The 22,936-nt window shown below is 71.6% G+C and carries 24 protein-coding genes; 8 read left to right on the top strand and 16 right to left on the bottom strand.

Annotated features, from left to right (window positions below):
* Window positions 1-15: 15 nt before the first annotated feature.
* From AB4Y76_RS20105 to AB4Y76_RS20075, 7 genes are all read right to left on the bottom strand, one after another.
* Complete coding sequence (locus AB4Y76_RS20105) at window positions 16-894, bottom strand: Abi-alpha family protein (RefSeq protein ID WP_441928570.1); 879 nt, start codon at window positions 892-894, stop codon at window positions 16-18.
* A complete protein-coding gene (locus AB4Y76_RS20100) occupies window positions 891-2,207 on the bottom strand; it encodes a hypothetical protein (RefSeq protein WP_441928568.1) in 1,317 nt (438 codons plus the stop codon). The genes AB4Y76_RS20105 and AB4Y76_RS20100 overlap by 4 nt, the downstream gene beginning before the upstream one ends.
* A 111-nt stretch (window positions 2,208-2,318) precedes the next feature.
* Complete coding sequence (locus tag AB4Y76_RS20095; protein ID WP_441928566.1) at window positions 2,319-2,732, bottom strand: heat shock protein transcriptional repressor HspR; 414 nt, start codon at window positions 2,730-2,732, stop codon at window positions 2,319-2,321.
* Complete coding sequence (gene dnaJ, locus AB4Y76_RS20090) at window positions 2,732-3,901, bottom strand: molecular chaperone DnaJ (protein ID WP_441928564.1); 1,170 nt, start codon at window positions 3,899-3,901, stop codon at window positions 2,732-2,734. Before dnaJ ends, AB4Y76_RS20095 begins: the two co-directional genes overlap by 1 nt.
* A 73-nt stretch (window positions 3,902-3,974) precedes the next feature.
* Window positions 3,975-4,586: a nucleotide exchange factor GrpE gene (grpE, locus tag AB4Y76_RS20085; RefSeq protein ID WP_441928562.1), complete on the bottom strand. Its 612-nt coding sequence runs from the start codon at window positions 4,584-4,586 to the stop codon at window positions 3,975-3,977.
* Window positions 4,583-6,433, bottom strand: coding sequence for a molecular chaperone DnaK (gene dnaK, locus AB4Y76_RS20080; RefSeq protein WP_441928560.1), 1,851 nt, complete (start codon window positions 6,431-6,433; stop codon window positions 4,583-4,585). The genes grpE and dnaK overlap by 4 nt, the downstream gene beginning before the upstream one ends.
* A gap of 212 nt (window positions 6,434-6,645) precedes the next feature.
* The gene (locus tag AB4Y76_RS20075) at window positions 6,646-7,152 is read right to left on the bottom strand and encodes a MarR family winged helix-turn-helix transcriptional regulator (RefSeq protein WP_441928559.1); all 507 of its coding nucleotides are present in this window, start codon (window positions 7,150-7,152) and stop codon (window positions 6,646-6,648) included.
* Between the two features lie 39 nt (window positions 7,153-7,191).
* On the opposite strand from AB4Y76_RS20075, the gene AB4Y76_RS20070 reads away from it, so the two are divergent.
* A complete protein-coding gene (locus tag AB4Y76_RS20070) occupies window positions 7,192-8,193 on the top strand; it encodes an EamA family transporter (RefSeq protein ID WP_441928557.1) in 1,002 nt (333 codons plus the stop codon).
* A gap of 1 nt (window position 8,194) precedes the next feature.
* Window positions 8,195-9,058 carry an aldo/keto reductase gene (locus AB4Y76_RS20065; protein WP_441928555.1) on the top strand — a complete coding sequence of 288 codons (864 nt, stop codon included), beginning with the start codon at window positions 8,195-8,197 and terminating at the stop codon, window positions 9,056-9,058.
* A 9-nt stretch (window positions 9,059-9,067) separates the two neighbouring features.
* Here the strand turns inward: AB4Y76_RS20065 and AB4Y76_RS20060 are convergent, their stop codons facing one another.
* The 3 genes from AB4Y76_RS20060 to AB4Y76_RS20050 all read right to left on the bottom strand — a co-directional run bounded on the left by AB4Y76_RS20060 (window position 9,068) and on the right by AB4Y76_RS20050 (window position 10,615).
* Window positions 9,068-9,628 carry a hypothetical protein gene (locus AB4Y76_RS20060; protein ID WP_441928554.1) on the bottom strand — a complete coding sequence of 187 codons (561 nt, stop codon included), beginning with the start codon at window positions 9,626-9,628 and terminating at the stop codon, window positions 9,068-9,070.
* 62 nt (window positions 9,629-9,690) lie between these two features.
* Window positions 9,691-10,167: a nitroreductase family deazaflavin-dependent oxidoreductase gene (locus AB4Y76_RS20055; RefSeq protein WP_441928553.1), complete on the bottom strand. Its 477-nt coding sequence runs from the start codon at window positions 10,165-10,167 to the stop codon at window positions 9,691-9,693.
* 10 nt (window positions 10,168-10,177) lie between these two features.
* Window positions 10,178-10,615, bottom strand: a complete 438-nt coding sequence (locus AB4Y76_RS20050) for a nuclear transport factor 2 family protein (RefSeq protein ID WP_441928551.1) — start codon at window positions 10,613-10,615, stop codon at window positions 10,178-10,180.
* 103 nt (window positions 10,616-10,718) lie between these two features.
* Here AB4Y76_RS20050 and AB4Y76_RS20045 point away from each other — a divergent pair, with 103 nt between their 5' ends.
* The 5 genes from AB4Y76_RS20045 to AB4Y76_RS20025 all read left to right on the top strand — a co-directional run bounded on the left by AB4Y76_RS20045 (window position 10,719) and on the right by AB4Y76_RS20025 (window position 15,585).
* The gene (locus AB4Y76_RS20045; RefSeq protein ID WP_441928550.1) at window positions 10,719-11,597 is read left to right on the top strand and encodes a TIGR03619 family F420-dependent LLM class oxidoreductase; all 879 of its coding nucleotides are present in this window, start codon (window positions 10,719-10,721) and stop codon (window positions 11,595-11,597) included.
* Entirely contained in the window at window positions 11,594-12,763 is a 1,170-nt protein-coding gene (locus tag AB4Y76_RS20040; RefSeq protein ID WP_441928548.1) for a hypothetical protein, read from the top strand. Before AB4Y76_RS20045 ends, AB4Y76_RS20040 begins: the two co-directional genes overlap by 4 nt.
* 54 nt (window positions 12,764-12,817) lie before the next feature.
* The gene (locus AB4Y76_RS20035) at window positions 12,818-13,462 is read left to right on the top strand and encodes a JAB domain-containing protein (RefSeq protein WP_441928546.1); all 645 of its coding nucleotides are present in this window, start codon (window positions 12,818-12,820) and stop codon (window positions 13,460-13,462) included.
* Between the two features lie 109 nt (window positions 13,463-13,571).
* Window positions 13,572-14,426 carry an SDR family oxidoreductase gene (locus tag AB4Y76_RS20030; protein ID WP_441928544.1) on the top strand — a complete coding sequence of 285 codons (855 nt, stop codon included), beginning with the start codon at window positions 13,572-13,574 and terminating at the stop codon, window positions 14,424-14,426.
* A gap of 1 nt (window position 14,427) precedes the next feature.
* Window positions 14,428-15,585, top strand: a complete 1,158-nt coding sequence (locus tag AB4Y76_RS20025) for a sulfotransferase family protein (protein WP_441928542.1) — start codon at window positions 14,428-14,430, stop codon at window positions 15,583-15,585.
* Between the two features lies 1 nt (window position 15,586).
* Here AB4Y76_RS20025 and AB4Y76_RS20020 read toward each other — a convergent pair whose 3' ends face one another.
* The 6 genes from AB4Y76_RS20020 to AB4Y76_RS19995 form a co-directional block, all read right to left on the bottom strand.
* Window positions 15,587-16,171 (bottom strand): hypothetical protein, encoded by a 585-nt coding sequence (locus tag AB4Y76_RS20020; RefSeq protein ID WP_441928540.1) that lies wholly within the window; start codon window positions 16,169-16,171, stop codon window positions 15,587-15,589.
* A gap of 83 nt (window positions 16,172-16,254) precedes the next feature.
* Entirely contained in the window at window positions 16,255-16,983 is a 729-nt protein-coding gene (locus tag AB4Y76_RS20015) for a lysophospholipid acyltransferase family protein (protein ID WP_441928538.1), read from the bottom strand.
* Between the two features lie 19 nt (window positions 16,984-17,002).
* Window positions 17,003-17,233, bottom strand: coding sequence for an SCO4848 family membrane protein (locus AB4Y76_RS20010; protein WP_441928536.1), 231 nt, complete (start codon window positions 17,231-17,233; stop codon window positions 17,003-17,005).
* A gap of 13 nt (window positions 17,234-17,246) precedes the next feature.
* A complete protein-coding gene (locus AB4Y76_RS20005; RefSeq protein ID WP_441928534.1) occupies window positions 17,247-18,641 on the bottom strand; it encodes a cytochrome P450 in 1,395 nt (464 codons plus the stop codon).
* Window positions 18,642-18,736: 95 nt separating this feature from the next.
* Complete coding sequence (locus AB4Y76_RS20000) at window positions 18,737-21,778, bottom strand: helix-turn-helix transcriptional regulator (RefSeq protein ID WP_441928532.1); 3,042 nt, start codon at window positions 21,776-21,778, stop codon at window positions 18,737-18,739.
* Between the two features lies 1 nt (window position 21,779).
* Window positions 21,780-21,914 (bottom strand): hypothetical protein, encoded by a 135-nt coding sequence (locus AB4Y76_RS19995; protein ID WP_441928531.1) that lies wholly within the window; start codon window positions 21,912-21,914, stop codon window positions 21,780-21,782.
* Window positions 21,915-22,102: 188 nt separating this feature from the next.
* Here AB4Y76_RS19995 and AB4Y76_RS19990 point away from each other — a divergent pair.
* Window positions 22,103-22,936, top strand: an 834-nt coding sequence (locus AB4Y76_RS19990) for an AfsR/SARP family transcriptional regulator (RefSeq protein WP_441928529.1), incomplete at its 3' end; no start/stop codon positions are given.

Here is a 22,936-nt window from a genome sequence, read left to right as displayed (position 1 = left end):
TGCGGGGCCCGTTCGTCACTCCGGGTCGGGCGTCTCGTGCTCCGGCAGGTCCGCGGTCTCGTCCTCGTCGACCAGGCAGGTCTTGCAGAAGTCGATGCCGAACGGGGTCAGGTGGATCGAGCGGCGGACCACCTTGGCGAAGCGCACCGAGTGCATCGCGTCGAGCACGTCCGGCTGCGCCTCGACCACCTGGTACTCCAGCGGGTCCTCCAGCTGCTCGCGGGAGAACCACACCAGCCCGAGCCGGAACAGGTTGTTCAGGTACGCCGGCACCTCGTCCAGGTAACGCACCCCGGCCCGCGGGCCGATCATCGTCAGCCCGGCCGAGACCAGCGAGGAGCTGACCAGGCCGACCGGACCACCCGTCCGCACGTCGACCGACGGCTGCGGGCCGCCGCGCAGCAGGAGCAGCAGGATGCGAGCCTCGTCGGGGGCGAGCTCCTCCAGGATCCGCCCGTACGCCGGGTGCGCCTCGTCCTCGCTCCACACGTCCCGCGAGCGCCGCAGCAGGTCCTCGCCGCGCTCGCGCAGGGACCGGTCGTCGCGCTCGCGCTGCTGCGGCTCGCCGGCGACCATCACCGCGGACAGGGTGATGCTCGCGTCGAAGAGAGCCTTGGAGACCGGGACGCCGCCGGAGACCGCGGTGGCGACCTGCGAGATCGCCCGGGTGGCCTCGGCGAGGTCGGAGGCGACGCCGCGGACCAGCTCGCCCGCCGCGGCCGGGTTGGTCATCGCCCGGCCCAGGTTGCGGGCCGACCGGCTGCCGGACGCGACCGCCCAGGAGGCCGAGCGCAGCCAGGCCGTCCCGGCGATCCTGGCCACCCCGGGGAGCGCGTCGGCCGCGCCCTCCCAGACAGCGGGCACCCGCTCGTCGAGGTTGTCGTGCTCGGTCATCCGCCCGCCGTCCCGAAGAGGAGCAGGTGGAGGACCCCACCCGCGAATCCCATGATCGCGCCGTGCGCGTAGAGCATCCACTCGTCTTCCTTGATCGCCGAGCGCATCATGTCGACGAAGTCCTGCGGCGGCAGCTCCTTGGTCCGCTGCGCGACGAGCTTGCGGATCTTGTCGGACTGCCGCTTGCTGAACTCCGGGTCCTTGAACGGCGTGATGGTCCGGTCGACCGCCTCGGTCGCGACCGCGTCCCGGATGCTGTCGAAGCGCCGCGCGCCGACGGCGATGCGCACTGCTCCGCGCACCGGGCCGGCGGCCTGGTCGATCGCCGGCGCCATCGCGGTCGCGAGCATCTGCCGGGTCCGGTCGCCGCGGGGGCCGTCGAGCAGGAAGTCACCGATCCGCTCCAGGGTGATCACGTCGTCGGCGATGATCCGGGCGTACACCTCGGCCGCCTCGTCCTGGCGCCGCAGGAAGAGACCGTGCACCTTGATTCCGAGGATGCGCTTCTCCTCCGGCGGCTCGAAGATCAGCCACATGCCGAGCGCGTTGGTGGTCCAGCCGACCAGGACGCCCATGATCGGCAGCAGCCACGGGATGCCGAACCAGTAGTCGATCATCGCCACCGGGATGCCGAGCAGGAACCCGAAGATGAACCCGAAGGCCACCATCAGGTTGAGCTCCCGCTGGCCGAAGTCGCGGAAGATCCGGACGACCAGCGCCGGGTTCCGCTCGAAGTGGTCGATGACCATGATCTTCGGGTCGAGGAGCTGGTCGATGTGCACGCCGATCTCGTCGGTGATGCTGTGCACCACCGTCGGCAGCTGGGCCTGGACCCGGGCGATGATCGCGCGCCGGGCCGGCGTCGGGAGGTCCCGCCACAGGTTCGGGTGCTCCCGCTCCATGATGTCCTCGATCATGCGCGGCATGTCCGGCTCGAAGACCTGCACGATGTGCTCGGCGATCTGCTCCGGCTCCAGCTGCTGGTAGAACTCCGCGGGCGTGCCGAGCTTCGCGATCGCCTTGTCCACGGCGATGCTGCCCATCTTGGCGGCGCGGGCGGGGACGATGCCCTGCCAGCCGACTCCGCCCTGGAGGATGCCGGGCACCTCCTGCAGCTTGCGGGGCAGGACGCGGGCGAGCTGCTTGAGGCCGGGCACGGTGAAGCCGTGGAACCGGACCGGCGAGAACAGCATGATCAGGCCGGTCCAGTTGATCAGCCAGCCGACGATGCCGGTGAACACCGGGATCGTCAGGATGTGGATCCAGTCGTGCAGGTCAGCGTCCTGGAAGAACCAGTCGACTTGCAGCGGCACCACGGCACCCACCCCATCGCTCGGCCAGCAGCCCTTTTCGAGACCGTCGCAGAGACTAACGGCTCACGGCGGGATCGGTCACTGAGCGTTCGGCCACACGACCGCGGTGGTTCACTCGAAGCGGTGCAGCGTGGCCGGGCTGCGCAGCGCCGGGAGGTTCGGCTTCCGGGCGTGCAGGGCCGCCATCGCCGCGTCCAGCGCGGCGCTCAGCTCGCCGGCACGGCGGGAGAGCTCGGCGTTGCGCGCCCGGAGCGCGGCCACCTGGTTCTCGAGCTCGATGATCCGCCGGACGCCCTCCAGGCCGATCCCGGCGGCGGTGAGCTCGGCGACGACGCGGAGCGCCTCGATGTCGTTGAGCGAGTAGCGGCGGCCGCCGCCGCCGGTGCGGCCGGGCGAGACCAGCCCGATCCGGTCGTACTGGCGCAGCGTCTGCGGGTGCAGACCGGTCAGCTCGGCGGCGACGCTGATCACGTAGACCGGCGTCCCGGGGCCTGGCGCACGCCCACCCGATCCCTGCCGCGGCATCAGGAGCTCTTCTCGAACAGCGACGCACGCGGGTCGGCGCCGTCGGCCGCGTCGCGGTAGGCGGCGACCGCGGCCCGGGTCGCCTCGTCCGGGTCGGTCGGCACCTGGACCTCGACGGTGACGAGGAGGTCGCCGTGGCTGCCGTCCCGCTTGGCCGCGCCGCGACCGCGGACCCGCAGCACCCGGCCGTTCGGGGTGCCGGGCGGGATCCGCAGCGTCACCGGCGCTCCGCCGAGGGTCGGCACCCGGATCTCGGCGCCGAGGACCAGCTCGTCGAAGCGGACCGGGGCCACCACCGTGAGGTTGTCGCCCTTGCGCCCGAAGACCTGGTGGGCGGCCACCCGGACGGTGACGAAGAGGTCACCGGCGGGACCGCCGCTCGTGCTCGGGGCGCCCTTGCCCTTGAGCCGGATCCGCTGGCCGTCCTTGACCCCGGCCGGGATGCGCGCCTGGATCGTCCGGCTCGAGCGGCCGCGGCCGGAGCCGTGGCAGGTCGGGCAGGCCTCGTCGTACACGTACTGGCGGCCGTGGCACTGCGGGCAGGTCTCGTTCATCGCGAAGCCGCCGCCGGTACTGGTCATCACCATGCCGGCGCCGTCGCAGGTCGGGCAGACGTGCGGCTTGGTGCCCGGCTTGCCGCCGGTGCCGCCGCAGGTCTCGCAGGCCGCGTCCGCGGAGACCCGCAGCGAGATCGTGGTCCCGTTGACGGCGTCGTCGAAGCCGATCGAGGCGGTGGTCTCCAGGTCGTCCCCGGGGACCGCCCGGCGCTGGCGCTGACCGCGCGGAGCGGCACCGCCGCCCCCGCCGCCGAAGAACCCGCCGAGCAGGTCGGAGAGGTCGAAGCCACCGGCCTGCCCGCCGGCCTGGAAGCCGCCCGGGAACCCGCCGGGGAAGCCGCCGCCACCGGAGAACCCTCCGGGGAACGACCCGCCGGCGAACATCGCCCGCATCTGGTCGTACTCCTCGCGCTTCTTCTCGTCGCCGACGACGTCGTACGCCTCGGCGATCTCCTTGAAGCGCGCCTCGGCGGCGGCGTCACCCGGCTTGGAGTCGGGGTGGTGCTCCCGCGCCAGCTTGCGGTACGCCTTCTTGATCGCGGACGCGTCCGCGTCCTTCGCGACGCCCAGGACCTGGTAGAAGTCCTTGTTCGCCCAGTCGGCCTGACTCACGGGTTCACCCCCTCCTCGCTTGCGGTTGTCTTCGTTCTCACGCCGTCTCGACAGGCTCGACGACCCGTCGGGGTCAGCCCTCCGCGGGGCCGTCCACCGGGTCCACCACGATCACCTGCGCGGCTCGCACCACGCGGTCACCGATCCGGTAGCCGGTCTTGGCGATGAACTTGGCCGTCGGCACGGCCACGTCCTCGGTGCCCTGGTGGGCGAGCGCCTCGTGCAGGGTCGGGTCGAAGGCGTCGCCCGGCTCGCCGAACCGGCTCAGGCCGAGGCCCTCCACGATCCGGGTCAGCTGCTCGGCGACACCCTTGAAACCGCCCTCGAGCTCGCCCGCGTCACGGGCGCGGTCGATGCTGTCGAGGACGTCGAGCATCGGGGAGAGCACGGCGTACACCGCGTTCTCCTTGACCAGCTCGCGGTCCCGCTCGACCCGGCGCTTGTAGTTGAGGAACTCGGCCTGCAGCCGCTGCAGGTCGGCGGTCCGCTCGGCCGCCTCCTGCTGCGCCGCCGTCAGGGGGTCCGCCGGAGCGGACCCCCCTTCGACGTCGGCCACGTCCTGCGGCTCCAGCGGGCCACCCTCCTCGAGGAGGTTGTCGATCCCGCTGATGTCGTCGAGCCGGTCGCTGCGCTCGCCTCGACCTTCGGCTACCGGGACCTCGCCGAAGCCCTCGTCGGAGGTCACCGGGACTCGTCCTCACCCGGCTCGTCGACGATCTCGGCGTCGACGACGTCGTCGTCGCTCTCGGCGGCGGCGTCGGCCGGAGCCCCGTCACCGGCGGCAGCCTCCTCGTTCGCGTAGAGCGCGGCGCCCATCTTCTGGCTCGACTCGCCGAGCTTGGTGATCGCCGCGACCAGCGCGTCCTTGTCGGCGTCGGCGTCCTCGAGCAGCGCCTTCAGCGCGTCGACGTCGGCGGTGACCTCGGTCTTCACGTCCTCGGGAAGCTTCTCGCCGTTCTCGGAGACGAACTTCTCGGTCGTGTAGACGAGCTGGTCGGCCTGGTTGCGGACCTCGACGGACTCGCGCCGCTTGGCGTCCTCCTCGGCGTACTGCTCGGCGTCGCGGACCATCCGCTCGATGTCGTCCTTCGACAGCGCGGAGCCGCCGGAGATCGTCATCGACTGCTCCTTGCCGGTGCCCTGGTCCTTGGCGGACACGTGCACGATGCCGTTGGCGTCGATGTCGAAGGTGACCTCGATCTTCGGGATGCCGCGCGGCGCCGGCGGGAGGCCGGTCAGCTCGAAGTTGCCCAGCGGCTGGTTCTGCGCCCACATCTGGCGCTCGCCCTGGGCGACCTTGATCTCCACCGACGGCTGGTTGTCGTCGGCGGTGGTGAAGATCTCCGAGCGCTTGGTCGGGATGGTGGTGTTGCGCTCGATCAGCGTGGTCATCACGCCGCCCTTGGTCTCGATGCCGAGGGACAGCGGGGTGACGTCGAGGAGCAGCACGTCCTTGACCTCGCCCTTGAGGACACCGGCCTGGAGCGCGGCGCCGACGGCGACGACCTCGTCCGGGTTGACGCCCTTGTTGGGCTCCTTGCCGCCGAGCAGCTCCTTGACCAGGTCGGTGACGGCGGGCATCCGGGTGGAGCCACCGACGAGGACCACGTGGTCGATGTCGGCAACCTTGACGCCGGCGTCCTTGAGGACGTTCTGGAACGGCGTCTTGGTCCGGTCGAGCAGGTCGGAGGTCAGCTTCTGGAACTCCGAGCGGGTGAGCTTCTCCTCGAAGTGCAGCGGGCCCGACTCGCCGTGGGTGATGTACGGAAGGTGGATGGTGGTCTCGCTGGAGCTGGAGAGCTCGATCTTCGCCTTCTCCGCGGCCTCCTGGAGGCGCTGGACGGCGATCTTGTCCTGGCTCAGGTCGACGCCGTTGTTGTCCTTGAACTTCTTCGTCATCCACTCGACGACGCGGTGGTCCCAGTCGTCACCACCGAGGTGGTTGTCACCGCTGGTGGCCTTCACCTCGACGACGCCCTCGCCGATCTCGAGCAGGGAGACGTCGAAGGTGCCGCCACCGAGGTCGAAGACCAGGATGGTCTGGTCGGCGTCGCCCTTGTCGAGCCCGTAGGCCAGCGCGGCCGCGGTGGGCTCGTTGACGATCCGGCTCACGTTGAGGCCCGCGATCTCGCCGGCCTCCTTGGTCGCCTGGCGCTGCGCGTCGGAGAAGTACGCCGGCACGGTGATCACCGCGTCGGTGACCGGCTCGCCGAGGTACGCCTCGGCGTCGCGCTTGAGCTTCTGCAGGACGAACGCGCTGATCTGCTGCGGCGTGAAGTCCTTCTCGTCGATGCTCACCTTCCAGTCGGTGCCCATGTGGCGCTTGACCGAGCGGATGGTGCGGTCGACGTTGGTGACCGCCTGACGCTTGGCGACCTCGCCGACGAGGACCTCGCCGGACTTGGCGAACGCGACGACCGACGGCGTCGTCCGCGCGCCCTCCGCGTTCGCGATGACGGTGGGCTCGCCACCTTCGAGGACGGCGACGACGGAGTTCGTCGTACCGAGGTCGATACCGACCGCACGTGCCATGGTGTTACCTCCATCTGGGCCCGGTTGCCGGGCGCTTTCGTGGTGCTGAAGTCTGGTAGGGCCATCGTCGGCCGCGGGGGCTGAGTCTGGCAAATAAGTTGAGCCGCTTCAACTCAACTCTTGTCACAGGGCCCAACGCAGGGCGGACCGGGCTTTGTTCCGGTTCCGCGAAGTTTTTTCCAGGGCGCCTTCCGGGTGCCCTCCGGGTGCGCTCAGCGGCCCTCGAGCGCGAGCAGGAGCTTGCGCAGTGAGGCCACCAGGGCCGCCCGCTCCCCGGCACCGAGGGGCGCCAGCAGGCGCTCCTCGTTGGCCCAGTGCTTCTCCACCACCCGGTCGACCACGGCCAGCCCCGCGGGGGTGAGCCCGATCAGCCGGCCGCGGGCGTCGTGCTTGGCCACCTCGCGGGTGACCAGGCCCGCCGCCTCGAGGCGGTCGACGCGCTTGGTCACCGCCCCGGAGGTCACCATCATCGTGGCGGTCAGGTCGGTGGCGCTCAGCCGGTACGGCGCCCCGGCGCGGCGCAGCGAGGCCAGCACGTCGAAGTCGCCGTTGCCGAGGCCCTCGGCGGCGAACGGCGGCCGCAGCGCCGCCTCGAGGAGGTCCGCCACCCGGTGGATCCGGCCGATCACCGCCATCGGCCCGGTGTCGAGCTCGGGGCGCTCCACGGCCCACTGCCGGACGATGCGGTCGACGGCGTCCTCGGGGTGCTCGGGCGTCATGGGTTGATCTTATCTTCCATGGAAACTAATATGCTTTCCATGGAAAGTATCTCCTCGGCACCGCGGTCGGCCGTCGCGCTCGGCACCGTGCTGCTCACCGCGGTAGCCCCGCTGGCGTGGGGCACGACGTACATCGTCACCGAGAACTTCCTGCCGCCGGACCGGCCGCTGTTCGCCGCCACCGTCCGCGCCCTCCCGGTCGGGCTGGTCATGCTCGCCTGGCGCCGCCGCCTCCCCCACGGCGACTGGTGGTGGAAGGCCGTCGTCCTCGGGCTCTGCAACATCGGGCTGTTCTTCCCGCTCATCTTCCTCGCCGCCTACCACCTGCCCGGCGGCCTCGCCGCGACCCTGCAGGCCACCTCCCCGCTCGCCGTGATGGCGATCGCCTGGCCGCTGATCGGCGAGCGCCCCGCCGCGGTCCGGGTCGGCGCCGCCCTCGTCGGGATCGTCGGCGTCGCCCTGCTCGTGCTGCGCAACCCCGGTCACGTCGACACCCTCGGCCTCGTCGGCGCGTTCGGGTCCGTCGTCGTCTCGGCGCTCGGCTTCGTGCTGATCAAGCGCTGGCCCGCCCCGACCACCGCTCACATGGTCGGGGGCGCGCCCGACATGCTCACCCTGGTCTCCTGGCAGCTCGTCGTCGGCGGCCTCGCGCTGCTCCCGGTCGCGCTGCTCGTCGAGGGCGCCCCGCCGGCACTGGACGCGCCCGCGGTCGCCGGCTTCGCCTGGATCGCCGTGGCCGGCACCGGGCTCGCCTACTTCTGCTGGTTCCGCGGCCTCTCCCGGATGCCGGCCGGCGCCGTCTCCCTGATCGGCCTGGTCAACCCCGTCGTCGGGACCCTGCTCGGCGTCGCCTTCGCCGCCGAGGCGTTCGGCTGGACGCAGGCGCTCGGCATGGCCCTGGTGCTCGGCGGCGTGCTCGCCGGCCAGCGGCTCGGGAACCGGGCGCGGCCCGTGCCGGTGTCCGGGCTCCCGTCCGGGCCGGCGGTCGTCGTACCGGAGCCCGCCGGGGAATACGTCGGCGCCCAGCCTTGTCGTGCATGACATGACTTCTGGAACCACTTCTGCGATCCCGGACCTGACCCTCAACGACGGCACCACCATCCCCCAGCTCGGCTTCGGCGTCTTCCAGGTGCCGCCCGCGGAGACCGAGAAGGTGACCCTGGACGCGTTCGAGGCCGGCTACCGGCACATCGACACCGCGCAGATGTACGGCAACGAGAAGGGCGTCGGCGCCGCTCTCGCCTCCTCCGGCCTGGCCCGCGACGAGGTCTACCTGACGACCAAGCTGAACAACGCCTTCCACCGACCCGACGACGCCCGCCGGACCTTCGAGCAGTCGCTGGCCGACCTCGGCACCGACCACGTCGACCTGTTCCTGATCCACTGGCCGCTGCCCACCCGGTACGACGGCGACTTCGTGTCCACCTGGAACACCCTGATCGAGTTCGCCGCCGACGGCCGCGCCCGGTCGATCGGCGTCTCCAACTTCACCCCGGAGCACCTCGCCCGGCTCGCGGCCGAGACCTCGGTGGTGCCCGCGGTGAACCAGATCGAGGTGCACCCCTACTTCGGCAACGAGGCCACCCGGGCCGCCGGTGCGGCCGCCGGCATCCTCACCGAGGCGTGGTCGCCGATCGCCCAAGGGGCCGTCCTCGACGACCCGACCGTGGTCGCCATCGCCGAGCGCGTCGGCCGCACCCCGTCGCAGGTGGTGCTCCGCTGGCACGTCCAGCGCGGCGACATCGTCTTCCCGAAGACCGTCACCCCGGCCCGGATGCGGGAGAACCTCGCGCTCTTCGACTTCGAGCTCGGCGCCGACGACGTCGCGGCGATCACCGCGCTCGACCGCGGCGAGAAGGGCCGCCGTGGCCCGGACCCGGAGACGTTCGACTGGATCCCGGCCTGACTCAACGGGTCAGCCGACGGTGACCTTGACTTCGTTCGAGGCCGTGTTCGTCTCGGGGTCGTAGACCCGGAAGACCTGGTCGCCGGTGCGGCTGGTGATCACGTAGGTCTCGAAGGTGCCGACGCGGACGGTCGTCTGGACGCCGAAGTTGGCCCACTGGCCGTCCTCGAGGCGCTGCACCAGCAGGCCCATCGCGTCGCGGCCGGCCCACTGACCGGTGAGGTTGATCCGCTCGCCCGGCTTCACGAAGAGCGGGGCCGCGTTGAGGAGCAGGTCGCCGGTGGCGCCGGCGGTGGGGCCGCCGGTGACCAGGCCCTGCGGCGACGGATCGAACGACGGGGTGTCGGTCGGGCCGGGGAGCGCGGTGGTCGGCAGCGGGGTGATCGGCTGGACCAGGCCCGGGCCGGTGTTCGCGAGCTCGGTGTCGTTGAGGCCGAGCGAGCTGACCACGATCCAGGTCCCGATCCCGACGGCGAACCCGACACCGATGACGAGCGCCAGTGCCTTGAGCAGCACCGAGCGGATCTGCTCGGTCCTGTCCTCGGTCGCGTCGTCGTCGGTCTCCAGCACGGTCCCAGGATAGGGGCGCGAACGACGCCGGGAGACCGGTCCTCGGCTGACGGGACGGGCCGTCAGGCGACGGGTTCGAGCACCACCACGGGGATGACCCGGTCGGTCCAGGACTGGTAGCTCGCGTAGTCGGCGTACAGGGCGACGAGGCGGGGCCAGAGGACCTCGCGCTCGTCGCTCCCGGCGACCCGCGCCCGCATCCGGCGGCGCTCGCGGCCGATCTGCACGGTGACGTCGGGGTCGGCGACGACGTTGCCGAACCACATCGGGTTCTCCGGCCTGCCGGCCTGCGAGGCGACCACCACGACCCGCTCCCCGTCGCGCAGGTAGACCAGCGGGGTGGTGCGGAGCAGGCCGGTCTTGCGGCCCCGGTGCTCGACGAGGCAGATCGGCACCGGCTTGCGCAGGGCTGCCCCGATCCGCCAGTGCGCGCCCACGCGGCCCCCGGTACGCCGGTAGAGCCAGACGTTCGCCGCGGCCATCGCCTTCATGAACTTCACGGCACCGGGGTCGTCGAGCCCCTTCGGTTTCTTGTCCATCAGCGGGTCGTCACATCCCGAGGGCTTCGAAGCCGCGCCGCCAGAGCACCGTCTCGTGGAGCTTGCGCGACCGCCAGCCCGCCTCGGTCCGGGTGAAGGTGTGCCGGTAGATGCCGGTGACCTCGACCGGGAACTTCTGCTCGCCGAAGTCGAAGGTCATCGGGTTGTGGAAGTAGGCGTTGGCACCGATCTCGCCGTCGGGCAGCTGCTCGAAGTCGATCTGGCCGATCATGTGGACCCGGTTCGGCGCGACGGCGAGGTTCTCCTCGAGCCACGGCTTCACCTCGGCGTAGGTGGCCTCGATGCCGCCGGACTCGACGTAGTTGATCGCCGCGTCGGGGGTGAAGACCTTGTCCAGGCGGTCCCACTCGCCGAGGTCGATGCCGAAGGTGTAGTGCGTGATCGCGTCGCGGATCTCGGTGCGGTCAAGGATGTCCTGCAGGTCCACGGATCCTCCTGAGCGTGGGACGAGAGGCGCCTTCAGAAAAAAGTGCGCCTCGGGTTGGTCCGCACTCTAGTCATGAAAATGGAACACGTTCTAGTCTTGGGACATGCGATTCTCCTTTGCCGAAGGCATGACCAAGGCCGAGTACTACGCCCCGCTGGCCCAGGCGTGCGAGGCGGCCGGGTACACCTCGATGACGATCGCCGACTCCCTGATCTTCCCGAAGGAGTCGGACTCGAAGTACCCCTACACCGACACCGGCGACCGTCACTTCCTCGACGGCAAGGAGTTCATCGAGACGATGATCCTCTGCGCTCACCTGTTCGCGGTGACCGAGACGCTGCGGCTCACGCCGTTCGTGCTCAAGCTGCCGATCCGGCCGCCGGTGCTCACCGCCAAGCAGGCCTCCTCGCTGGCGTTCCTGTCGGGCAACCGGCTCGGCCTCGGCGTCGGCATCTCGCCGTGGCCCGAGGACTTCGACGCCCTCGGTGTCGACTGGGCCCGGCGCGGCAAGCGGATGGACGAGTGCATGGACATCCTCCGCGGCCTCACCACCGGCGAGTACTTCGAGTACCACGGCGAGTTCTACGACATCGAGCCGCTCAAGCAGTGCCCCGGCGCCACCGAGAAGATCCCGCTCCTCGTCGGCGGCCACGCCGACGCCGCACTGCGCCGCGCCGTCCGCAAGGGCGACGGCTGGATGCACGCCGGCGGCGACCCCGAGGAGCTCGACCGGCTGCTCGTCCGGCTCGCCGAGATCCGCAAGGAGGAGGGCGACACCCGCGACGACTTCGAGATCCACGTGATCTCCTACGACGCCTACACCCTCGACGGCATCAAGCGCCTCGAGGACAAGGGCGTCACCGACGCGATCGTCGGCTTCCGGGTGCCCTACATCATGGGCCCGGACACCGAGCCGCTGCAGACCAAGATCGACAACCTCAACCGGTACGCCGAGGACATCATCAGCAAGGTGTCGCTGTGACCGACTCCGGGACCTCTGCGGACGTCACCAAGGTCTTCACCGACGCCGTCGCCGAGGCCGAGGCGCTGATCGCGAACCCGCCGTTCGAGATCAGCGAGCAGGAGCGCGCCGAGGGGTACGACTACCTCGCCGGGTCGATCCGCTCGTCGCTGCAGATGGCGTTCGACTACGACCTGGTGCACCCGGTGCTGATCAACCCCACGCACCAGTACGCCCGCCAAGGGCTCGACAACCCGGACGCGATCTACTTCAACGCCTACCTCGACGAGGGGGCGACTTACGAGGTGAGCGGCGTCCGCGGCACGACCGCCGACCTCTCCTTCCAGGTGATGGACGGCAACTACTCCGCCGACGGCTCGCCGACCTCGCTGGCCGCTTTCGACGACCGCGAGCTGACCATCGCCGAGGACGGCTCGTTCAGCTGGCGCTTCGGACCCGAGATGGGCCTGAAGAAGGGCGCCACGCTCATCATCCGCGAGGTCTACAACGACTGGGCGACCGAGAACCGGGGCACGATCCGCATCCAGCGGCTCGACACCGCCGGCGTCCCGCGGGCGCCGTTCGCGATGGACAAGGTCGCCAAGCGGTACGGCGTCGCGGCGAAGATGCTCACCGGGAAGATCAAGACCTGGTTCGCCTTCCCCGAGTGGTTCACCTACAAGGAGCCGGTCAACACCCTGACCGCGCCGAAGTCGACGCCCGGCGGCCTGGCCAGCCAGTACTCCTCGCTCGGCCACTACGACCTGACCGACGACCAGGCGCTGGTCGTCACCGTCCCGGCCTGCGACGCCGCGCCGTACCAGGCGATCCAGATCGGCTCGAAGTGGTACGTCTCCACCGACTACGAGCACTACCAGTCCTCGCTGACCGGCGCGCAGTCGCAGGCGGACCCGGACGGGATGCTCCGCTACGTGATCTCCACCCGGAACCCGGGGATCGCGAACTGGCTCGACACCACCGGTCACCCGAAGGGCGTGATCATGCTGCGCTGGCAGCGGATCTCGCGCCCGCTCACGGCGGCGGACGGGCCTCAGGTCGAGCTCGTCGCCTTCGACGAGGTCGCCGCGCACCTGCCGTTCCACGAGCAGAACAAGGTCACCCCCGAGGAGTACGCCGCGCGCATCGCCGACCGCCAGGTCGGCATCGCCCGGCGGATGATCTCCTAGGACGCCTGTGGAGGGCGGCCGCGCCCGGCGCCCGACTCTTCGTAGGGTCGCCGAATGCATGACGGCCCTCGCGAACGACTCCACACCTTCGGCCCGGGCGCGCTGTCCGACACCGAGCTGGTCGCCGTGCAGCTCAGCACCGGGGCCGCGGGGATGGGGGCGCTCGAGCTGGCCGCGCGACTCCTGACCGAGTGGGGCGGGCTGAAGGGACTCGGCCGTGCGGCGATGGACGAGCTCGCCCGCACTCCCGGGGTCGGGCCCGCCAAGGCGTCCCGTCTGGTCGCCTCCTTCGCCCTCGCGGACCGGATCGTCGCCCCCGAGATCGGCGCGCCGGTCCGGAACTCGGGCGACATCGCGTCGATCGCCGCCTCCCGGATCGGGCGGTCCCGGGTCGAGGAGGTGCTGCTGGTGATCCTCGACGGCAGCCACCGGGTGAAGCGGTCGCTGGTCGTCGCCAGGGGCGGCGCGGTCGACTGCACCGTGCCGGTGCGCGAGATCCTCTCCCTCGTCCTGCGGCACGACGGCGTCGCGCTGGCGATCGCGCACAACCACCCCAGCGGCGTCCTGGAGCCGAGCTTCGCCGATCTCGCGGTCACCGAGCGCCTCCGGCTGGCGGCGGACCAGCTCGGCCTGCGCTTCCTGGACCACGTGATCGTCAGCCGGGAGCGCTGGCGCGGCCTGGTCGCCCCGCAGAACTAGAGGCGCATGCAGTTCCTTCCAAGCCCTCGACGCAAACTGGAACGTGTTCTAGTCTCGTACCAAGTCTCACCGCGCCGCACGGCCGCACCTCGCCCCCAAGGATGATCTCTTGAGCCCAGAAGCAAACCCGTCGCTCGGATACGCCGAAGCCCACGACACCTCGATCGAGGAGCGGTACAAGCCCGCCCCGGTCCTGGCCGGCAAGGTCGTCGTCATCTCCGGCATCGGACCCGGCCTCGGCCGCTCGCTCGCCGAGGAGGCCGCCAAGATGGGCGCGAACCTGGTGATCGCCAGCCGCACCGCCGCCCGTCTCGACGAGATCGGCGACGTCTGCGAGGCGTACGGCGTCAAGGTCCTCAAGGTCGTCACCGACGTCACCGACGAGGAGTCCCGCGCCAACCTGCGCGACAAGACGCTCGAGGCCTTCGGCCGCGTCGACTGCGTCATCAACAACGCCTTCACGATCCCGCCGATGGACCCGATCACCCAGATCGACCCGCGCAAGCTCGCCAAGGTCAACGAGACCAACGTGTTCGCGCCGCTGCGGCTCTCCGCGCTCTTCGCCGACGCGCTCGCGGAGTCCAAGGGCTCGATCATCATGCTCAACTCCTGCGTCTCGTTCTCCAGCCAGCCCGAGTACGCCGGCTACAAGCTCTCCAAGGGCGCGCTGGAGCACCTCGCCTCCTCGCTGGCCACCGAGCTCGGTCCGCGCGGCATCCGGGTGAACAGCGTGGCGCCGTCGTACATCTACGAGGACGTCAACCGCGGCTACTTCGACTTCCTGGCCGCCGTGGAGTCCAAGACCCACGAGCAGGTGTACGCCGAGAAGGCCGCCCCCACCGACCTCAAGCGGCTCGCGTCCTCCGAGGAGGTCGCCCGGGCGACCCTCTTCCTGGCCAGCGACCTCGCCTCCGCCGTCACCGGCCAGATGCTGACCGTCGACTGCGGCGAGTTCCACGACTGACATGAGCGACAACATCATGACCCGCGAGCGCGCGGACGTCGGCAGCTACGAGGACATCGCCGCCGCCGCCGTCCGCACGACCGGGATGACCGACTTCGGCGACGGCGTCCACGAGGAGGGCCTCCGCGTCCTCGTCGAGGACCTGGGCTCGGCCGAGGCCGGCCTGACCGGGCGCGGGAACTACTTCCAGCGCTCGGAGGTGAAGAGCGCGCTCGTCGGCGTACTGCTGACCCAGGCGCAGTTCGCCGCGCACCCCGAGCACAAGGACGTGGCGATCGAGCGGCCGATCTTCCTGATGGGTCTGCCGCGCACCGGCACGACCATCCTGCACCGGCTGCTGCACGCCGACCCGACCGCGCAGGGCCTGGAGATGTGGCTGACGCAGTACCCGCAGCCGCGGCCGCCGCGGGAGACCTGGGAGTCCGACCCGATCTTCAGCGCGATGCAGCAGGCGTTCACCGCGCACCACATCGAGCAGCCGGAGTTCATGGGCATCCACTACATGGATGCCACCACGGTCGAGGAGTGCTGGCGGCTGCTGCGCCAGACCGGCAAGTCGAACTCCTACGAGTCGCTGGCCAACCTGCCGCGGTACACCGAGTGGCTGAAGAAGCAGGACTGGACCGACGCCTACGCGCGGCACAAGCAGAACCTGCAGCTGGTCGGGCTCAACGACCAGGACAAGCGCTGGGTGCTGAAGAACCCGTCCCACATGACCGCGCTGGACGCGCTCATGACGGTCTACCCGGACGCGCTGATCGTCTACACCCACCGCGAGCCGGTCACCTGCATCGCCTCGTCGTGCTCGCTGTCCGCGGAGACCACCGTCGGCCACTCCGACACCTACGTCGGCGGCGTCATCGGCCACACCCAGCTCGACCTGTGGTCGCGGTCCTTCCACGCCTTCCACGACGCCCGCGGCAAGTACGACCAGGACCAGTTCATCGACATCGCCTTCGGCGACCTGGTCAAGGACCAGATCGGCGTCACCCGCCGGGTCTACGACCAATTCGGGCTGGACTGGACCCCCGAGGTCGAGGCCGCGGTCACCGCGATCGACCGCGAGGCCAAGGAGGGCAAGGCGGCGCCGAAGCACTCCTACGACCTGAAGGACTACGGGCTCACCGAGAAGCAGGTCCTGGCCGCGTTCGACCGCTGACTCACCGGCGCTCCGTCCGCGCCAGGTACGCGGTCCCGCGCGGCGACAGCTCGTAGCCGACCGGGTGGCTGATCGTCAGGCCGAGCGCCTTGAGCTTGCGGACGTCGATCTTGAACGGGGCCGTCTCCCGGCCCTCCATCGCGGCGAGGTCGGGGGCACGGCGCTGCGGGTGCTCGCGGATCAGGGCCAGCGTCCGCAGCGTCCAGGCGCCGTGGCTGCCGGCCCGGTCGAGACGGTCCAGCCGGGCGTCGATCGCGGCGACGTCCTCGGCGGTCAGGTCGGCGGACTCGCGCAGCGCGATCCGCGGGTCCGGGCCGGCGTACGAGAGGGTGACGCGGTAGGTCTGCCAGCCCTCCTCGCCGGCGAGCCGCTTGCGGACCATGTCGGCGTGCGGGTGTCCGGCCTGGAGGGCGTCCGCGTCGGTGATCGCGTCCGGGTCGACGACGTCCACCGCGTCGACCTGCACCACCCCGGCCGAGGTCGTGAACCTCTGCCTGGGCTGCACGTCCTGCTTGCGCCACCGCCGGAACGCCAGCGACAACGACCCGTCCGCGACGCCCTGGGCGACCTTCGGTGGCAGCAGCACGCGCCCAGTCTGGCAGGCTCACCCGCCACGGCGCCGTACTCGACTGACCGGAACTCCGGGTTCAACGCACCGGAAGTCCCGATTCAACGGTTGCGGCGGCGCCAGAGGGCGTAGCCGGCGATACCGGCGGCGGCGAGGCCACCGGCGATCAGGCCGGGGGTGTTGCGGAGCTTCTGGTACTCCTCGGAGACGGTCGGCCACACGGTCTGGTCGAGCAGCAGGCCGGCGTGCTCGGGGCCGGGCGTCAGGTCGGTGACCGGGACCGGCTCGCCGAAGACGATCCGCACCTTCCGCGGCAGCGGCCACTTCCGTTTCTCCGTGCCGGTCATCGCGGTCGGGATGATCACGGCGCCGGTCTCGATCGCGAGCCGGGTCGCGCCGCGCTTCGGGTTGCCGAGCCGCTCGGGGTCGGAGACCCGGGTGCCCTCGGGGAAGAGCGCCAGCACGTCGCCGCGGAGCAGGATCGCGCGCGAGGTCTCGATCGCCTCCGCGTCCGACTGGCCGCGCAGGACGGGGAACGCGCCGAGCGCCAGGAAGAGACGCCCGCGCCACCCCCGGAACAGCTCCGCCTTGCCCATGAAGTGCAGCCGGCGCTTCACCACCGCGGCCAGGAAGAACGCGTCCCAGAAGGACTTGTGGTTCGGCGCGATCACCACCGGCCCGGTCTTCGGGATGTGCTCGACACCCTGGGCCCGCAGGCCGAAGAAGATCCGCAGCACCGGGACCAGGATCAACCGGGCGAAGAAGTACGCGACCGGGTTGCTGCCCTTCTCGCGGGCGATCCGGTGGGCGTCCTCGTGACTCAGCGACATGCGCCGATCCTGCCGCAGGTCAGGCGTTCTCGGACGGGGCCTTGGTCGCCTTCAGCGCCTGCCAGCCCCAGCGGCCGAGGACCGCGGCGATGACGAGGTTGACGACGATCAGGATCGAGTGCGCCACGTAGTAGCCGGTCGGGCGGTCCTCGGTCGTCTCGACCAGCGCCTTGGTGAACCGGGCGTAGGTCAGCACGTTCCAGACGGCGACGGCGAGCAGGACGACGGCGTGCTTGCGTTCGAACTTCACGACCGAAGCGTATTCACCGCTTGGTGACGACGATCCGCGCCCCGTGCTTCGGGACCGAGGTGATGTTGCGGACCTTCGGCTCCTCGGTGGTCCCCGGCGGCAGGCTCACGTCGTACGTCGAGAGCACCTCGCGCAGCACCGCGACGCCCTCCATCAGCGAGAACCCGGCACCGATGCAGCGCCGGACGCCGCCGCCGAACGGGATCCAGGTGTTGGTGGCGACCTCGCCCTCCAGGAACCGCTCCGGCCGGAACACCCCGTGCTCCGGGTACGACGCCTCCGCCTCGTGGGCCAGGATGATCGACGCCGCGACGTTCGCGCCGGCGGGCAGGTCGATCCCGCCGATCGTGGCGGGCTTCATCAGGTGCCGCACGACCATCGGGATCACCGGGTGCAGGCGCATGGCCTCCTTGAGCACGGCCTCCAGGTAGTCGTCGTCGCCGGCGGCGGCCGCGTCCCGGGCCTTCCGCTCCTGGTCCGCGTCCTTGCCGAGCTCGTGCAGCGCCCAGGCCAGCGCGGTCGCGGTGGTCTCGTGGCCGGCGAGCAGCAGGGTGACCAGCTGGTCGCGGAGCTCCTCGTCGGTGAGCCCGGACGCGGCCGGGTCCTCGGCCTCCTCGTCGCGGACCAGCAGCAGCCGGGAGAGCACGTCGGTGCGGGACTCCAGGTCGGTCGACCGGCGGCGCTCCTCGATCTCGGCGTAGATGACGTGGTCGAGTGCCGCCTGGTTCTCGAAGGCCCGCCGCCACGGCCCGAGCTTCTGCAGCCGCGGGAAGCCCCAGCCGAGGAAGACGGCCGGGCTGACGTTGACGGTCCGGTTGACCAGCGGCCGGAGCTCGGCGAGCCGGGCCTCGTCGGTGACCCCGAAGACGACCTGCAGGATCACCTCGAGGGTGAGCGCGTTCATCCGCTCCAGCGACTCGAAGGTCTCGCCGCTGCGCCAGGATCCGACCTCGGTCTTCGTCAGGCCGGTGATCATCGACTCGTAGGAGCGCAACGCGTGGCCGTTGAACGCGGGCATCAGCAGCTTGCGGGCGCGCTTGTGCTGGCTGCTGTCGACCAGCAGCAGGGAGTGCTCCCCCATCACCGGACCGAGGATGGCGTTGCCCTTGCCGGCGTGGAAGACCTCGGGGTCGCCGGCGAAGATCTCCTTGACGTGCTCCGGCTGGTGGAAGACGACCAGCCAGCGGCCCTCGGGGAGGATCCGGATCGAGAAGACGTCGCCGTACTTGCGGCGCAGCGAGGGGATCCAGCGGTGCCGGAAGCGCATCAGCATGATGCTCTGCAGCAGTCCCGGGTACTTCGGCCCGTCAGGCACCTGGGACGGGTCCACCTTCGTGGCGATGCCCTGGCCCAGCGGGCGCATCCGCTCGAAGCGGGCCTCGGTGCGCGGGTCGATGTCGATGCTCATGGGTCACCTTCCTCTGCTGCCCATGCTAGGAGGCCGGACCTGGGGGTGGATCCGACCTGGGTAGGAGGTTCCGGGTCGGTTGCCGCGCAGCCTCCTCAACCACCGAGCATGCCGCGCCTGCGCGCGATGGCGGCCGCCTCGGTCCGGCCACCCGCGCCGAGCTTGGCCAGGATGTTGGAGACGTGCACGCTCACGGTCTTGGTGGCGATGAAGAGCTGCTTGCCGATCTCGCCGTTGGTCCGGCCCTCGGCGACGAGCGCCAGGATCTCGGCCTCCCGCGCGGTCAGGGTGGCGTCGGCCGGGGACGCCGAACGCGGCCGGCTGGCCTGCCCGAGTCGGCGCAGCTCGTCGGTCAGCGGGTCGGCGCCGAGCCGGTGCGCGGTCGCCCGGGCGTGGTCGGCGAGGGCACGGGCCTCGGCCTGCTCGCCACCGGCCTGCAGGACCGCGGCGAGCCGGGCCTGGCTGCGCGCGACCTCCCAGACGTGGCCGAACTCCTCGAACCGGCGCAGCGTCGTCCGCCAGGCCTCGACCAGCTCGGCCTGCTCCGGGGCGTCCACCCCGGCGAGCCACCGGAAGCGCAGGTACTCCGCGGAGAGCCGGGCCGCCCAGGCGATCCCCTCGGGCCCCCAGTGGCTGCCCTCCTCGGCCTGGAGCGCGAGGGTGCGGCGGCTGCCCTCGACGACCCGGGCCGCCTCGGCGGCGAGCTCCTCGCGCTCCGCCGCCGGCAGGGTCGCCACGCAGCCGGCGAGGGCACCGAGGGTGACCGCGCCCAGGCGCACCCGGGCGTGGAAGAACTCGCGCCACATCGCGGTGACCGCCTCGACGACGGCGTCGTGCTCGGCGAGGACGGCGGCGTGGTCGCCCTGGGCGGCGTACAGCTCGATGGTGGCGGGGCCGACGGTGATCGGGATGAGGCCGTCCTTGTGCCAGTGGCCGCGGATCTCCGGCAGCACCGCGAGCGCGGACAGGTCGCCGCGGATCGCCTTGACGCTGACGCCGATCGCGGCGAGCAGCGTCTCCGGCACCACCGGCGGCGCCTGGCCGCTGACGTCGGCGAGCCGCTTCGCCTCGTCGAGGTCGCCGGTGATGGTCGCGATCTGGGCGAGCAGCAGCCGGCTGTCGAACCCGAACGGCGCCCACGGCTGGCCAAGGTCGCCGGCCCGGGCCGAGGCCAGCGCGAAGCTCTCCCGGGCCTCGGTGAGCGCGCCACGGTCCTGGTGCCACCGGCCGAGCAGGTAGAGCGAGCGGATCTCCGCGGCGTCGGCGCCGATCTCGCGGGCGCGGCGGACCGCCTCCTCCAGGCCGTCGCGGACGTCCTCGGACCCCTTGGCCCCGAGCCCGGCCAGCGTGGTGATCACGTCGGTGGCGAGCCGCGGCAGGTCCTGGGTCTCGGCCAGGGTGAGCGCCTCGGCGCCGAACTCGCGGGCCGCGTCGACGTTGTCGTTGAAGGCGTGCGCGCGGGCGTGCGCGGCGAGCACCACCGCACGCAGCCGCGACGGCGCGTCCGGGACCAGCGCGACCGCCTGCTCGGTGTACTCCAGCGGGTCGAGCCGGTTCTCGTCGAGCATCACCGCGGTGGCCAGCGCGACGAGCAGCCGTCCGCGCTGCTCGGCCGGCCAGTCGGGTTCGAGCCCGTCGAGCAGCTCGCGGACCACGGAGATGGCGCGGGCCGGCCGACCGGCGGCGATCAGCGCGTCGGCGGTGCGACTGCCGAGGTAGCCGATGTCGACGACGACCTCGCCGCGCGCGGCGGGCTCGGCCAGCAGCTCGAGCGCGGTGCCGAAGTGGTCTGCCGCCTCGTCCGGGCCACCGACCGAGAGGGCTTCGTCGCCGGCCCGGATGCTCGCGTCGACCGCGGTCTTCAGGTCGCGGGCCGCGCGGGCGTGGCGGGCCAGCTCGGCGGCGGTGCCGTTGACCGTGCCGGAGCTCAGCGCCGCGACGTACGCCGCGTGCATCCGGACCCGCTCGCCGGGGAGCAGGTCGTCGTACACCGCCTCGGCGAGGAGCGCGTGCCGGAACCGGTAGAAGTCGTTGCTGGTCGGGACCAGCACGTTGAGCTCGACGGCCTCGCGCAGCGCCAGGTCGAGGTCGGCCTCGGAGACGCCGGCCACCTCGGCGAGGAGGGCGTGGCTGACCCGGCGGCCGGAGACCGAGGCGGCCCGGACCACCTGCTGGGCGGCCTCGCTGAGCCGGTCGAGGCGGACCAGGAGGAGCTCGGCGAGGTCGTCGGGAACGGCGCGTCCCTGCACCGAGGCGGCGCCGACGAGCTCCTCGACGAAGAACGCGTTGCCCTCGGCGCGGGCGACGATCCCGGCCACCTCGCTCTCCCGCATCGGAGCGGGGTGGAGCTGCTTGACCAGCGAGCGCACCGAGCGCGGGCTCAGCGGGTCGAGCTGCATCCGGCCGACGCCGGGGATCCGGCTCCACTCGGCGGTCGCCCGGCGCAGCGGGTGCCGGCGGTGCAGGTCGTCGGAGCGGTACGACGCCACCAGCGTGACTGGGCCCTCGAAGGCCCGGGTGAAGAGGAAGCTGAGCAGGTCCCGGGTGGAGGTGTCGGCCCAGTGCACGTCCTCGACCACGAGGAGCAGCGGCGCACTCACCGACACCGCCTCGAAGAGGGCGTGCACCGCCTCGAAGAGCTCGGCACGGCCGATCTCGGCGGAGGTGTCCTGCTCGGACCCGCGCATCGTGCGGCGACCGGGCTGCAGGGCGCGGAGCACCGGGCGCTGGCCGGTGATCTCCTCGAGGACCTCGGGCGCGTCCGTCGCGAGCCGGCCGATCACCTCGGAGAAGGGCAGGTACGGCAGCGCGCTGTCACCGAAGTCGAGGCAGTGCCCGGCCACGACCTGCCAGCCCTCGTCGAAGGCGAGGTCGCGCAGCTCGGTCAGCAACCGGGTCTTGCCGACGCCCGCGTCGCCCGAGAGCAGCACGGCACGCTGCGGCACGGTGGCATCGGGCCGCACGCCCAGGGCGGAGGCGAGCTCGGCGAGCTCGGCCTCCCGTCCGATCAGAGCGCGACCGTCGGCAGGAAGTTCGGGGAGCGGCACGCCCCCCATCATGACGGGTACGACGGACAGCGTCGCGCCCCCGGTGCGGCGGGCCTCCGGAGAGGCGGCCGCCGCGTCGGGAGGCGCCACGTCAGGCCGCGTCGGTCGCGGAATCGTTCAGCTGGTTGCGCGTCCAGCGGCTGGTGCGCAGCGGGCGCCACGAGCGGCGCAGCTGGTCGCGGTGGTAGTCGATCTCGACCTGCTGGTAGGCGGTGGAGTTGTTCATGGTCTGCTCCTTGCTCCTGCCCGTTCGCCTTTGCTCCCGGGCTTCCTCGTAGATACGAGATTGCTCGCCTGAGGTAAGGCCGGACATCGGGGCACTGCCCTATTTCGCGCGGACGGGCCCGGCCACGGGGACCTGAGGTAGCGGGTAAGGCCCTGCGCGCGCCCGTCTCCGCCCCTATCCTCGGGTCCATGTGGGTGGGGGTCCTCGGACCGACGCTGGTGCAGCCGGCCGACCGCGCCGCGCCGGTCTCGCTGACCGCCGCGAAGCACCGCGCGCTGCTGGCTGCCCTCGCGCTGCACCGCGGGCGCCCGGTCGGCGCCGACGTGCTGGTCGAGGCGCTGTGGGGTCCGGACGCGCCGCCCAGCGCGCAGGGGTCGCTGCACAGCTACGTCTCCGTCGTACGACGGACGCTGGAGCCGGACCTGACCCCGCGGACGCCGTCGCGCTACCTGGTCAGCGCCGAGGCCGGCTACCGGCTCCTGGTCGAGCCCGCCGACGTCGACGCGGAGGTGTTCGCCGCCACGGTGTCCGAGGTGCACGCCACCCTCGGCGACCTGGTGACCGCGACCGCGCCCGTCGCCGCGGACCGGGACGCGGCGCTGGCCCGGCTGGCCCGCCTCGAGGAGGCGCTGGCGCTCTGGCGCGGCGAGCCGTACGCCGACGTGGTCGGCGACGAGGTCGTCGAGGCCGAGCGCGCCCGCCTCGCCGAGCTGCGACTGCTCGCCGAGGAGGACCGGGCCACCCTGCTCGTCGCGCTGGGCGACGACGCCGTCGTGGCCGACCTGGAGGCGCTGGTGGTCCGCGCACCGCTCCGCGAGCGCCTCTGGGTGCTGCTGGCCGTCGCGCTGGCCCGGGCCGGCCGGCAGGCGGACGCGCTGGCCGCGCTCGACCGGTTGCGGACCGTGCTCGACGACGAGCTCGGTCTCGACCCGTCCCCGGCGGTCCGGGAGCTGCAGACCGCGGTGCTGCGGCAGGACCTGGCGCCGGCGACGCCCCCCGCGACGCGCCCCGCGACGCYCCCC

It is taken from the genome of Marmoricola sp. RAF53 (assembly GCF_052114005.1).
Lineage (GTDB): Bacteria > Actinomycetota > Actinomycetes > Propionibacteriales > Nocardioidaceae > Marmoricola.
Note: the sequence above shows the minus strand (reverse complement) of the source record. Positions and strands in the feature narration are given on the sequence as shown.

Excerpts from the sequence above, each read along its gene's own strand:
- AB4Y76_RS20105 (WP_441928570.1), bottom strand. The coding sequence starts at position 894 with ATGACCGAGCACGACAACCTCGACGAGCGGGTGCCCGCTGTCTGGGAG.
- AB4Y76_RS20095 (WP_441928566.1), bottom strand. The coding sequence starts at position 2,732 with ATGCCGCGGCAGGGATCGGGTGGGCGTGCGCCAGGCCCCGGGACGCCG.
- dnaK (WP_441928560.1), bottom strand. The coding sequence starts at position 6,433 with ATGGCACGTGCGGTCGGTATCGACCTCGGTACGACGAACTCCGTCGTC.
- AB4Y76_RS20075 (WP_441928559.1), bottom strand. The coding sequence starts at position 7,152 with ATGACGCCCGAGCACCCCGAGGACGCCGTCGACCGCATCGTCCGGCAG.
- AB4Y76_RS20070 (WP_441928557.1), top strand. The coding sequence starts at position 7,192 with ATGGAAAGTATCTCCTCGGCACCGCGGTCGGCCGTCGCGCTCGGCACC.
- AB4Y76_RS20065 (WP_441928555.1), top strand. The coding sequence starts at position 8,195 with ATGACTTCTGGAACCACTTCTGCGATCCCGGACCTGACCCTCAACGAC.
- AB4Y76_RS20055 (WP_441928553.1), bottom strand. The coding sequence starts at position 10,167 with ATGGACAAGAAACCGAAGGGGCTCGACGACCCCGGTGCCGTGAAGTTC.
- AB4Y76_RS20045 (WP_441928550.1), top strand. The coding sequence starts at position 10,719 with ATGCGATTCTCCTTTGCCGAAGGCATGACCAAGGCCGAGTACTACGCC.
- AB4Y76_RS20035 (WP_441928546.1), top strand. The coding sequence starts at position 12,818 with ATGCATGACGGCCCTCGCGAACGACTCCACACCTTCGGCCCGGGCGCG.
- AB4Y76_RS20025 (WP_441928542.1), top strand. The coding sequence starts at position 14,428 with ATGAGCGACAACATCATGACCCGCGAGCGCGCGGACGTCGGCAGCTAC.
- AB4Y76_RS20015 (WP_441928538.1), bottom strand. The coding sequence starts at position 16,983 with ATGTCGCTGAGTCACGAGGACGCCCACCGGATCGCCCGCGAGAAGGGC.
- AB4Y76_RS20005 (WP_441928534.1), bottom strand. The coding sequence starts at position 18,641 with ATGAGCATCGACATCGACCCGCGCACCGAGGCCCGCTTCGAGCGGATG.
- AB4Y76_RS19995 (WP_441928531.1), bottom strand. The coding sequence starts at position 21,914 with ATGAACAACTCCACCGCCTACCAGCAGGTCGAGATCGACTACCACCGC.